Below are 12,211 nucleotides of genomic sequence, written 5' to 3' on the forward strand. Positions count from 1 at the left end.
ATTTCTCGTCACATTCCTCGTCGGGGAGCGTCGGCTTGCGCTCCCTGGCCGGCGGCCACCTGCCGCAAGTAGGCGTTGGTGGCGCGCTCCTGGCCGATGGTCGTCTGGGGGCCGTGGCCGGACAGCACCACGGTGGAGTCGTCGAGCGGCAGGCAGACACGGGCCAGCGAGGCCAGCATGTCGTCCATGGAGCCGCCCGGCAGGTCCGTGCGTCCGATGGAGCCGGCGAAGAGCAGATCGCCCGAGAAGAAGACCGAGGGGATGTCGGCCGTCTCCGGCATCTGGAAGGTCACCGACCCCTTGGTATGGCCCGGGGCGTGCGCGACGGAGAGTTCGAGTCCGGCCAGCTCCAGCTTCGCGCCGTCGGTCAGTTCGAAGACGTCGTCGGGCTCCCCCACCGTCAGCTCGCCCATCAGCGGCATGCCGATGGACCGGCCGAGCGCCTTCTCGGGGTCGCTCATCATGTACCGGTCCTCGGGGTGGATCCAGGCCGGCACGTCGTGCGCGCCGCACACCGGGACGACCGAGGCCACGTGGTCGATGTGGCCGTGGGTGAGGACGACGGCGACGGGCTTGAGCCGATGCTTCCTCAGTGCTTCCTCGACGCCTTCGGCGGCCTGGTGGCCGGGGTCGATGATCACGCACTCCGCACCGGCGGCGGGGGCGACGAGATAACAGTTCGTCCCCCAGGCCCCGGCGGGGAACCCGGCAATGAGCACGATCGTCCTTCGTTGTGTCGGTTCGGGTGGCTACAAGCTGTGGTCCAGAGCCTACCGGCGCTGCCGTTTCCTCAGCGAACCCATATACGGTACGGGGCTACACGCAGTGGTCGGCTCACACAGCGCACAGGACGCACGCGTACCGGTCGACATACGACACGCATGAGGAGAGAACCCGGTGGTCACCCAGGAGCAGCGGCGGCGTCAGCTCGCCCGGGAGAAGTTCTTGCGGCAGCAGCAGCGGCGTACCAGCGCACGGCGCAAGTCACGCATGCGCAACTCCGTGATCGCGTCCGTGCTCGGCGTGATCGTGATCGGCAGTGTGGCGCTGTACACGACCGGCGTGCTGAAGAACGACGACAAGGCGAACGCCAGCTCGGAGACGACGCCCAGCGCCACGCCCAGCGCCAGCAAGGCGCCGGACCCGTGCGAGAAGCCCGCCGCCGGCAAGGTGGCGAAGCTGAGCTGGAAGAAGGAGCCGGCGATGTCGATCGACACGTCGGCGAACTACACGATGAAGCTGGCGACGACGTGCGGTGACATCGACGTCGCGCTGAAGACGGCGGCGGCCCCGCACACGGTGAACTCGTTCGACTTCCTGGCGTCGAAGGGCTACTTCGACCACACGAAGTGCCACCGGCTCACCACCAACGGCATCTACGTGCTGCAGTGCGGCGACCCGACGGGTACCGGCAGCGGCGGTCCCGGGTACACGATTCCCGACGAGAACCTGAAGGACAAAAGCCTGAAGGGCGGTGTCTACCCGACGGGCACGATCGCGATGGCCAACACCGGTCAGAAGCACACCGGCGGCAGCCAGTTCTTCCTGGTCTACCAGGACAGCCAGTTGCCGGCCAGCTACACCCCGTTCGGCACGGTGGACGCGGCCGGACTCAAGGTCCTGAAGAAGATCGCCGCCGCCGGAGAAAGCACCGGAGCCGGTGACGGAGCCCCGAACGCGACGGTCGTCATCAACAAGGCGACGGTCACGAAATCCTGAGGTCCAACCGCGAAACTTCGGTCGCGCGGGATGCGGACAGGCAACCCGCCGGTCGCCTATGTTGGCCGTGACGAAACTGTGGACGATGCCCGGGGGCGCTGAGGCCCCTCGCGGGCATCATGTGGAGGAGGCGCTGTGAGCAGCGACCCGTGGGGCCGCGTCGACGAGACGGGGACCGTGTACGTGCGTACGGCCGACGGCGAGCAGGTCGTCGGTTCCTGGCAGGCCGGCTCTCCTGACGAGGCGCTGGCCTACTTCGAGCGCAAGTACGAGGGCCTGGTTGTCGAGATCGGCCTCCTCGAAAAGCGAGTACGGACCACCGACCTGTCCGCGAAGGACGCCCAGGCCGCCATCGACCATCTGCGCGAGCAGGTGGAGGCGCACCACGCGGTCGGTGATCTGCAGGCGCTGCGGGACCGGCTCGACGGGCTGGTGAAGACCGTGGAGTCGCGTCGCGAGGAGCGTCGGGCGCAGCGTGCCAAGCAGTCCGACGAGGCCCGCAAGGCCAAGGAGGACCTGGTCGTCGAGGCGGAGCAGCTGGCCCAGTCCGACCAGTGGCGGTCGGCCGGTGAGCGGTTGCGGGCGCTGGTGGACACCTGGAAGGGGCTGCCGCGTCTGGACCGCAAGTCGGACGACGAGCTGTGGCACCGCTTCTCGCACGCCCGGTCGGCGTTCTCCAAGCGCCGCAAGGCGCACTTCGCGCAGCTGGACTCGCAGCGCGAGGACGCCCGCAAGGCCAAGGAGAAGCTGGTCGCCGAGGCCGAGTCGCTGTCCGACTCGACGGACTGGGGTCCGACGGCCGCCCGCTACCGCGAGCTGATGACGGAGTGGAAGGCCGCCGGGCGCGCCCAGCGCGAGCACGAGGACGACCTGTGGAACCGCTTCCGCGGCGCCCAGGACGTGTTCTTCGCGGCCCGTGGCTCCGCCTTCGCCGAACGGGACGCGGAGCAGACCGAGAACCTGAAGCTGAAGGAGGAGCTGGCCGGCGAGGCCGAGAAGCTCCTGCCGATCACGGACCTGAAGTCCGCGCGGTCCGCCTTCCGCTCGATCAACGAGCGCTGGGAGGCCATCGGCCATGTGCCGCGCGACGCGCGACCCAAGGTCGAGGGCCGGATGCACACGGTCGACCGGGCCATCCAGGAGGCCGAGGAGGCCGAGTGGCGCCGGACCAACCCGGAGGCACGCGCGCGTGCCGCGGGTCTGACCGGCCAGCTGCAGGCCGCCGTGGACAAGCTGAGGACGCAGATCGACCAGGCCCGCGCCCAGGGCAACGCGTCCAAGGCGGAGAAGCTGGAGCGTGAGCTGGAAGGCCGCCAGGCGCTCCTGGACCAGGCTCTGAAGGGCCTCCAGGAGTTCGGCGGCTAGGGCCACGCATACGACGAGAGGGGCCCCGTACACGCCGTACAGGGCCCCTCTCGTCGTATGCCGTGCGCTACGACCGGTTGCGGGCCGAGGTGACCCGGTAGACGTCGTAGACGCCCTCCACGCCTCGTACGGCCTTCAGGACGTGGCCCAGGTGCTTGGGGTCGCCCATCTCGAAGGTGAAGCGCGAGGTGGCCACCCGGTCGCGGGAGGTCTGGACGGCCGCGGAGAGGATGTTGACGTGCTGGTCGGACAGGACGCGGGTGACGTCCGACAGGAGCCGGGAGCGGTCCAGTGCCTCGACCTGGATGGCGACCAGGAAGACCGAGGACTGGGTGGGCGCCCACTCGACGTCGAGGATGCGCTCCGGCTCCCGGGACAGTGACTCCACGTTGACGCAGTCGCTGCGGTGAACCGATACACCGCTGCCGCGGGTGACGAAGCCGATGATCGGGTCGCCGGGCACGGGCGTGCAGCAGCGGGCCAGCTTGACCCAGACGTCGTCGACGCCCTTCACGACCACACCGGGGTCCTGGCTGCTGCGGCGCTTGCTGCGGCGGCCGCGGGCCGGCGGGACCGACTCGTCGATCTCCTCGGTGGCCGCCTCCTCGCCGCCGAGCGCCTGCACCAGCTTCTGCACGACGTTCTGCGCGGCGACATGGCCCTCGCCGATCGCCGCGTACAGCGAGGAGATGTCCGGGTAGCGCATCTCGTGGGCGAGCGTGACCAGCGAGTCGCCGGTGAGGATGCGCTGGATCGGCAGGTTCTGCTTGCGCATCGCGCGGACGATGGCGTCCTTGCCCTGCTCGATCGCCTCGTCCCGGCGCTCCTTGGAGAACCAGGCGCGGATCTTGTTGCGGGCGCGCGGTGACTTGACGAAGCCGAGCCAGTCGCGGGACGGGCCCGCGCCGGGTGCCTTGGAGGTGAAGACCTCGACCAGGTCGCCGTTGTCCAGGGTGGATTCGAGCGGCACCAGGCGGCCGTTGACCCGCGCGCCTATCGTGCGGTGGCCGACCTCGGTGTGCACGGCGTAGGCGAAGTCGACCGGGGTGGCTCCGGCCGGGAGCGCTATGACATCGCCCTTGGGGGTGAAGACGAAGACCTCGTTGCGGGACAGGTCGAAGCGCAGGGACTCCAGAAACTCGCTGGGGTCCTCGGTCTCCTTCTGCCAGTCCAGCAACTGCCGCAGCCACGCCATGTCGTTGAGGTGGTCGTCCTTGCCCTTGCCGGACGACTTCGGCACGTCGGTGCGGACCTTGGAGGCGCCGGCGACGGCCTCCTGCTTGTACTTCCAGTGCGCGGCGATGCCGTACTCGGCGCGGCGGTGCATGTCGAACGTCCGGATCTGGAGTTCGACGGGCTTGCCGTTGGGGCCGATGACCGTCGTGTGCAGCGACTGGTACATGTTGAACTTGGGCATCGCGATGTAGTCCTTGAAGCGCCCCGGAACCGGGTTCCAGCGCGCGTGGACGGTGCCCAGGGCCGCGTAGCAGTCGCGGACGGTGTCCACCAGGACGCGGATGCCCACCAGGTCGTAGATCTCCGCGAAGTCCCGGCCGCGGACGATCATCTTCTGGTAGACGCTGTAGTAGTGCTTCGGGCGGCCGGTGACGGTCGCCTTGATCCGGGCGGCGCGCAGGTCGGTCTGGACCTCGTCGGTCACTATGGCCAGGTACTCGTCACGCTTCGGTGCCCGCTCGGCCACCAGCCGGACGATCTCGTCGTACATCTTGGGGTAGAGGATCGCGAACGCGAGGTCCTCCAGCTCCCACTTGATGGTGTTCATGCCCAGGCGATGGGCGAGCGGCGCGTAGATCTCAAGCGTCTCGCGCGCCTTCTTCTCCTGCTTCTCGCGCTTGAGGTAGCGCATGGTGCGCATGTTGTGCAGGCGGTCGGCGAGCTTGATGACCAGGACGCGCGGGTCCTTGGCCATGGCGACGACCATCTTGCGCACGGTCTCGGCCTGCGCGGCCTCGCCGAACTTGACCTTGTCCAGCTTGGTGACGCCGTCGACGAGCAGCGCGACGACATCGCCGAAGTCGCGGCGCAGGTCCTCCAGGCCGTACTCGGTGTCCTCGACGGTGTCGTGCAGCAGCCCCGCCATCAGGGTCGCCGGGTCCATGCCCAGCTCGGCGAGGATCGTGGTCACCGCCAGCGGGTGGGTGATGTACGGGTCGCCGCTCTTGCGCTTCTGGCCGCGGTGCCAGCGTTCGGCGACCTGGTAGGCGCGTTCGATCTGGCGCAGTGTGGCGTTCTCGATCTTGGGGTCGTTGCTGCGGACTATGCGCAGCAGCGGTTCCAGGACCGGGTTGTACGGGTTCGCGCGCTGTACGCCGAGGCGGGCGAGGCGGGCACGGACGCGGTTGGAGGAGCCGGTGCGCGCGGGCTGGCCGGCGTTCGGACGGGCCGTGGGCGCCGTCTCGGGGCGCTCGGGCGGGGCCGGCTTGGCACGCGACTGCTCGGCCGACTTGTCGACGGGCCCGGACTGGGCATGCTCCACCGGCCCGCGGGCGTCGTTCTTCGCGTGCGGCGTGCTCGGCGCGGGCTTGTCCGCAGCCGCCGAGGCGGACTCGGGCTTGGCGGCGGTCAGGTGCTGGGCCTCGTCTGGCAAGAGGGCTCCTCGTGCGCGATCCGGGTCCCCGGTCAGGCTCCGGATGACCCATGGTAGCGATCCCGGGCTCCGGGATCGCCTTCAGGCCGATGTGAGAGCGGTCCACCGCGTTAACACGGGCGGCTGCCACCGGATTCCCTGTCCCTGCAGCAGAGCCCAGAAACCCTTTTCCAAAAACTCACCAATTGGACAGATCCGGAAAATCGAGACCATTAATGCTGTTGACTCGAACATCAGCCGCTACATAAGATCCACTTCGACCCGGAAGCGGAAGAAATTGACCTATTCCGCTTTCAAAGAAAAAGAAACGGGATGAGTATGAGAATGTTCGGAAAGACAGTGGCGGCTGCGGCTCTGACCGTGGGTCTGAGCGCGGCTTTCGCGCTTCCCGCGGACGCTGCGACCGTGTCCCCCATGTCGACGCACCGAGGTAGCTCGGGGTGCTTCAACTGGTCTTGGGCGGACGGCACCACCACGACCACCATCTACTACCACAACACGTGCAGCACGACGAAGCACCTGTGCGTGTGGTGGAAGGACGGTGCGGAGAACAACCTGCACCGCATCACCGCTGCGGGCGACGAGAAGGGACACCTCAAGGAGCCCGGCACCATCATAACCAGCGACATCGAGGACTGCTGATTTCGAAATCAGCCGGATTCCGTGAATAGCACGGAAAAATGAAGCGGCCCCGAGTGCGCATTTAAGTCGCACCCGGGGCTGCGTCGTCTCCATCTCCGCTCAGATGGTGAGCACGGCCTCCAAAGGGGCGCCCTTGAGGGCGGATTCCAGACGGGCCCGTCCGCCCAGGAAGCCCAACTCCATCAGGACCGCGACGCCCGCGACCTCGGCACCGGCACGGTGGATCAGCTGGATCGCGGCCTCGGCGGTGCCGCCGGTGGCTAGCACGTCGTCGACGATCAGGATCCGGTCTTCCGTGCCGAGGTCCTCGGCGTGTACCTCGATCTCGGCAGAGCCGTACTCCAGCTCGTAGGCCTGCCGGAGGGTGGCTCCGGGGAGCTTGCCTGCCTTGCGCACGGGGATGAAGCCGAGCCCGGCCCGCACGGCGACCGGGGCGCCCAGGATGAAGCCACGCGCCTCCAGGCCGACGACCTTGGTGGCGCCGGTCTCGGCGGCGATCCCGGCGAGCGCGTCGGTGAGCGCGGTGAACGCGGCAGGGTCCGCGAGCAGCGGCGTGATGTCCTTGAACATCACGCCCTGCTCCGGGTAGTCCTCGACGTCCCGGATACGGCTGAGCAGCAGTTCCCTGATGTCGGTCACCGGCGCTTCCCGGAAGGTCGGCCACGGCCCCGGTTGTTGCGGGACGCGGGCTGGTTGCGCGGGCCGACGACGGCCGGGGCGGCGTCGTGCTCGTCGGCGTCGGTGCCCCGGGCCTCGGCCATCTCCTCCTCCGCGGCGGCCTGCGCGCGCTTGGCGAGGACACGCTTCTTCAGCGCCTTCATCTGCGGCTCGGCCTCCTTGAGGTCGGCGACGAGCGGCGTGGCGATGAAGATCGAGGAGTAGGCACCGGCGGCGAGGCCGACGAACAGCGACAGCGAGATGTCGTTGAGCGTACCCGCGCCGAGGAAACCGCCACCGATGAACAGCAGGCCGGCGACCGGCAGCAGTGCGACGACCGTGGTGTTGATCGAACGGACCAGGGTGCCGTTGATCGAGTGGTTGGCGATGTCGCTGTAGGTGAAGCGGGTCTGCCGGGTGATGTCCTTCGTCTGCTCCTTGAGGCTGTCGAAGACGACGACCGTGTCGTAGAGCGAGTAACCGAGGATCGTCAGCAGACCGATGACCGTGCCGGGCGTGACCTCGAAGCCGACCAGGGCGTAGATACCGGTCGTGATGGTGATGTCGTGGATCAGCGCGACCAGGGCCGCGATCGCCATCCGCCACTCGAAGGCGATCGCCAGGTAGATCACCACGAGGACCATGAAGATGCCGAGGCCCTCCCAGGCCTTGTTGGCGATCTCGTCACCCCAGCTCGGGCCGACGAGGTCGGCGGCGATGGACTCGGGGTCCACCTTCATGTCCTTGGCCAGCTTGACCTTGGTCGCGTCCGACTTCTCGGTGTCCATGCCGGCGATCTGGATGCGCAGGCCGCCCGTGCCGAGCTTCTGCACGGTCGCGTCGTGGCCGGAGGCCTCCTTCGCATAGGTCTCCGCCTGGGCCACCGAGATACTGGTCTTCGATGTGGTGAAGACGGCGCCGCCCTGGAAGTCGATGCCCATGTTCAGGCCGCGCACCGCCAGGCCGACGATGGCCGTGATGGTGATCAGGATGGAGACGCCGTACCAGATCTTGCGCTTACCGACGAAGTCGTAGCTGATCTCGCCGCGGTGGAGTCGGGCGCCGAGGTTGCCGAGTTTCGACATCGCTCACGCTTCCTTCGGGTCGACAGGGCCGGAGACGGGACCGGCGGGACGGCGGGTGCGGCGCAGCGGGGCCTTGGCGCCCAGGCCCTTCGGGTCGAGGCCGGACCACTTGTGGCCGCTCGCGAAGAACTTACGCCGGGCGAAGAGCGTCATCAGCGGCTTGGTGAAGAAGAAGACGACGACCACGTCGAGCACTGTGGTCAGACCGAGGGTGAACGCGAAGCCCTGGACCTTGCCGACGGTCACGATGAACAGCACGGCGGCGGCCAGGAACGACACGAAGTCGGAGACCAGAATGGTGCGCCGGGCACGCGGCCAGGCCCGCTCGACGGCGGGACGCAGCGTGCGGCCCTCGCGGATCTCGTCCCGGATGCGTTCGAAGAACACGATGAACGAGTCCGCCGTGATGCCGATCGCGACGATCGCACCGCAGACGGCCGGCAGGTTCAGCGCGAAGTGGATCGCGGGGCCGAGCAGCGACATGATCGTGTAGGTGAGGATCGCGGACACCAGCAGCGAGGGGATCGCGATGAGCGACAGGCCGCGGTAGAAGGCCACCAGGTAGACGATGACCAGCGCGAGACCGATGGCACCGGCCAGCAGACCGGCGTGCAGCTGCTGGCCGCCCAGGGCGGCGGTGACGGTGGTGACGCTCTGCGTCTTGAAGGAGAGCGGGAGCGCGCCGTACGACAGCACGTTGGCGAGGCTCTGGGCCTCTGTCTGCGTGAAGCTGCCGGAGATCTCCGCCGAACCGCCGGTGATGGACTGGCTCACGGTCGGGCTGGAGACGACCTCACCGTCGAGGACGATGCCGAACTCGTTCGTCGGCTGGGAGGCGTTCTTGGCGAGCTCGCCGGTGACGTCCGCGAACTTCTTGGCTCCGCCCGAGGTGAAGGTCATCTGGACCTGCCAGCCGGCGGCGCCCTGCGTGTCGAAGACGGCCTGGGCCTTCTTGACGTCGGTGCCGTCGACACGGGCCGGGCCGAGGACGTACTTGTACCAGGCATCGTCGATCTTGCCGCAGGCCACGGTGGTGTCGGTGGGCTTGGCGGTCTTGCCGGCCGTGGCGCGCTGGGTGGCATTGGAGCAGTCCAGCGCGGTGTACTCGGCCTCCAGCTTCGAGGCCGCGGCGGAGGCGCTCGCGTCGGCCGAGGAGGTGGCGGAGGGACTCGCCGACGAGGAGGCGGACACCGAGGACGACGAGGTGGAGCCGGCCTTCAGGGCGTCGGTGACCGCGCGGCCCTGAGAGGTGGCCGAGGACGACGGCGAGGCCGAGGACGTCCCGGTCGCCTTCTGGGACGCCGACGCGCTGCTCGACGGGGATGCGCTCGGGGAGGCGCTGGAGCTGCCGCCGGCGGACGCGCTCGGAGAGGCGCTGGCCGCGGCGCCGGCGCTGGCTTCCTGGGCCAGGACCGGGCGGAAGTACAGCTTCGCGGTGGTGCCGACCTGCTGGCGGGCCTCTGCGGAGTTGGTGCCCTTGGGGATGTTGACGATGATGTTGCTTGTGCCCTGGGTCTGGACCTCCGTCTCTGATACGCCCAGACCGTTGACACGACGGTTCATGATCGCGACCGCGGTGTCCATGTTGGCCTTGTTGATCGCGGACCCTTGGTCGGCCTTCGCCTGCAGCGTGATGCTCGTGCCACCGGCCAGGTCGATACCGAGACGCGGAGTGGTGTTTCCGGAGAGGAACATCCCTCCGGTGAGCGCCACGATGGCGATCAGGATCAAGGCCAGCGAGCGCCCTGGCTTGCTCTGGGCGCTCGCGCTCCGGCCCCTCTTAGGTGCTGCCACCTTCTCGTACTCCCTCTCGGGCCGCCGCGCGCCTGGTCGGCGCGGTCGGCCATGACATGGTGTCGGGATCCCGTCCGGGAAACAGACGTGCCCGGGGTGCGGCCGGCGCGGATGATGCGCGCCGTGCTCCCCGGGACACGGCTACTTCGCGTCGGATTCGCCGTCGGTCTTCTTCGGCTCTTCGTCGGCCTTCGCCTCGGTGGGCTCCGCCTCCTCGGCCTTGGCCTCCACCGTGCCCTCGGCCTTCTCGTCGGCCTTCTCCTCGGCCGCGTCCTTCTTCCCGAAGTCGACGGTCTTGTCGCCGGAGGCGGCGGCAGCGCCGGCGGGCTCGTCGTCGGTCTCGGTGAGGGAGGAGGCGTCGTCCGGGACGATGTCGGTGTCGGACTTCAGGTCGTGCTCGATGCCGTGCACGATGCGGTTGTACTCGTCGTCGGTGAGAACGGCGCCGATCGCGTTCTTCGCGAAGAGGAGGTCGACGCCGGGGCCGGCGTCGAGGAGGACCGTGTCCTCGTTGACTTCCTTGACCGTCGCGTACATGCCCCCGATCGTGCGGACGCCACTGCCGGGCTGCATCTCGTTCCGCATCTGCTTCGCCTGCTGCTGGCGCTTCCTGTTGGAACGCGTCATCAGGAACATGGCCGCGATAAGGACGATGAAGAAGAGAAGAGGCAAGGTATTCACGAGACGGAATTTCCTTCGCGCAGCCGCGGCAGTGAGCGGCCTGGATGATGGGGGTGTGGTCGGCGCCGCCCGCAAAGGCAGCATCGGCGGAGTCTAAGCGAGTCCGCGCGCATGGAACAACGCTCAGCATGGCACCTGGGTTCCTGCACCCGCCAATGCCCCGCCGTCACGAAGAGATCACGTCTGCCCCCGGAGCCTGCGCGGCGGGCGGCGGGACGCCGGGGACCAGGGGTAAAGGAGGGTCGTGGCGGGGCGCACCCGGGGCGCGGACACGAAGCCGCGGCCCGGTACGTCCGGCACAGGTGCCACGACCGGACACCACGCACAGGGAACCGGCACGGAGGCCCGGCACCACTACATCCGACGGTAGACGCGAAGACCGGACGAGGCACGTCCGCGGGCAGACGCGAGGACCGGACACGGCACCACGCCCGACAGCAGGCACGTAGGCCTGCCGCCACGTATCCGTCGGCATGCGTGAAGACCGGGCACCGGGCGCCGGGCATTGGGGGCCGTCTGCCTCGGTGGCGTTGCCGGGCCGGTGGGGCGGCCTGTGGTGGGAGCCGGGTGTCGGCCCGGTGTCACGTGCCGAACAGGTCCTGTTGGCCGGGTCCCGTCCCCCGCGGGGCGGTCAGGCCCAGGTGGGCCCAGGCGGCGGGGGTGGCGACGCGGCCGCGTGGGGTGCGGGCGAGCAGTCCCTCACGGACCAGGAAGGGCTCGGCGACCTCCTCGACCGTCTCGCGCTCCTCCCCCACCGCGACGGCGAGCGTGGACAGGCCGACCGGGCCGCCGCCGAACAGCTTGAGCAGGGCCTCCAGGACCGCGCGGTCGAGGCGGTCGAGGCCGCGTTCGTCCACCTCGTAGACGGCCAGCGCGGCGTGCGCGATCTCGCGCGTGATCAGCCCGTCCGCCTTGACCTGCGCGTAGTCGCGGACGCGGCGCAGCAGCCGGTTGGCGATCCGGGGCGTGCCGCGCGAGCGGCCGGCGATCTCGGTGGCGCCGGCGGTGTCGATCTCGACGTCCAGCAGGTTCGCCGAGCGGTGCACCACCCGCTCCAGCTCCCGCGGCTCGTAGAACTCCATGTGCCCGGTGAAGCCGAAGCGGTCGCGCAGCGGCGGCGGCAGCAGGCCGGCCCGCGTGGTGGCGCCGACCAGGGTGAACGGGGGCAGTTCGAGGGGGATGGCGGTGGCGCCGGGGCCCTTGCCGACGATCACGTCGACCCGGAAGTCCTCCATCGCCATGTACAGCATCTCCTCGGCGGGCCGCGACATCCGGTGGATCTCGTCGAGGAAGAGGACCTCGCCCTCCTGGAGGGAGGAGAGGATCGCGGCCAGGTCGCCGGCGTGCTGGATGGCGGGGCCCGAGGTGATGCGGATCGGCGCGCCCATCTCCGCCGCGATGATCATGGAGAGCGTGGTCTTGCCCAGGCCGGGCGCGCCGGAGAGCAGCACATGGTCGGCGGTGGCGCCCCGCGCGCGTGCGGCCCGCAGGACCAGGTCGAGCTGCTCGCGGACCTTCTCCTGGCCGATGAACTCGCCGAGGTCCTTGGGGCGCAGGGCGGCCTCGACGGCCTGGTCCTCACGGTCGGCGACAGCACCCACCAGCCGCTCCGCGTCGGCGCCGGTGTCGGTCGTGTCGTCCCAGTTCATAAGTGATGTGC

Annotated in this window: 10 protein-coding genes; 3 read left to right on the top strand and 7 right to left on the bottom strand. The window is 69.0% G+C overall.

Annotated features, from left to right (window positions below):
* Positions 1–8 precede the first annotated feature (8 nt).
* Entirely contained in the window at positions 9–719 is a 711-nt protein-coding gene (locus tag ACZ5K7_RS29640; protein ID WP_351707218.1) for an MBL fold metallo-hydrolase, read from the bottom strand.
* Between the two features lie 178 nt (positions 720–897).
* Between ACZ5K7_RS29640 and ACZ5K7_RS29645 the strand changes: the two genes are divergently transcribed.
* On the top strand, positions 898–1,719 hold the full coding sequence (locus tag ACZ5K7_RS29645; RefSeq protein WP_351707221.1) for a peptidylprolyl isomerase: 822 nt from the start codon (positions 898–900) through the stop codon (positions 1,717–1,719).
* Between the two features lie 135 nt (positions 1,720–1,854).
* Positions 1,855–3,084, top strand: coding sequence for a DUF349 domain-containing protein (locus ACZ5K7_RS29650; protein WP_468917970.1), 1,230 nt, complete (start codon positions 1,855–1,857; stop codon positions 3,082–3,084).
* 67 nt (positions 3,085–3,151) lie between these two features.
* Here the strand turns inward: ACZ5K7_RS29650 and ACZ5K7_RS29655 are convergent, their stop codons facing one another.
* A complete protein-coding gene (locus ACZ5K7_RS29655; RefSeq protein WP_468917973.1) occupies positions 3,152–5,692 on the bottom strand; it encodes a RelA/SpoT family protein in 2,541 nt (846 codons plus the stop codon).
* A gap of 414 nt (positions 5,693–6,106) precedes the next feature.
* Between ACZ5K7_RS29655 and ACZ5K7_RS29660 the strand changes: the two genes are divergently transcribed.
* A complete protein-coding gene (locus ACZ5K7_RS29660; RefSeq protein ID WP_403373808.1) occupies positions 6,107–6,334 on the top strand; it encodes a hypothetical protein in 228 nt (75 codons plus the stop codon).
* Between the two features lie 99 nt (positions 6,335–6,433).
* Here the strand turns inward: ACZ5K7_RS29660 and ACZ5K7_RS29665 are convergent, their stop codons facing one another.
* From ACZ5K7_RS29665 to ruvB, 5 genes are all read right to left on the bottom strand, one after another.
* Entirely contained in the window at positions 6,434–6,973 is a 540-nt protein-coding gene (locus ACZ5K7_RS29665; RefSeq protein ID WP_468917976.1) for an adenine phosphoribosyltransferase, read from the bottom strand.
* Positions 6,970–8,076, bottom strand: coding sequence for a protein translocase subunit SecF (gene secF / locus ACZ5K7_RS29670; RefSeq protein ID WP_468917978.1), 1,107 nt, complete (start codon positions 8,074–8,076; stop codon positions 6,970–6,972). Before secF ends, ACZ5K7_RS29665 begins: the two co-directional genes overlap by 4 nt.
* Positions 8,077–8,079: 3 nt before the next feature.
* Complete coding sequence (gene secD, locus ACZ5K7_RS29675) at positions 8,080–9,870, bottom strand: protein translocase subunit SecD (RefSeq protein WP_468917980.1); 1,791 nt, start codon at positions 9,868–9,870, stop codon at positions 8,080–8,082.
* A gap of 141 nt (positions 9,871–10,011) precedes the next feature.
* On the bottom strand, positions 10,012–10,551 hold the full coding sequence (gene yajC / locus ACZ5K7_RS29680) for a preprotein translocase subunit YajC (protein WP_351707239.1): 540 nt from the start codon (positions 10,549–10,551) through the stop codon (positions 10,012–10,014).
* Between the two features lie 581 nt (positions 10,552–11,132).
* Positions 11,133–12,200 carry a Holliday junction branch migration DNA helicase RuvB gene (gene ruvB / locus ACZ5K7_RS29685; RefSeq protein WP_351707242.1) on the bottom strand — a complete coding sequence of 356 codons (1,068 nt, stop codon included), beginning with the start codon at positions 12,198–12,200 and terminating at the stop codon, positions 11,133–11,135.
* Positions 12,201–12,211 lie beyond the last annotated feature (11 nt).

This window comes from Streptomyces sp. NPDC031497 (genome assembly GCF_055580905.1).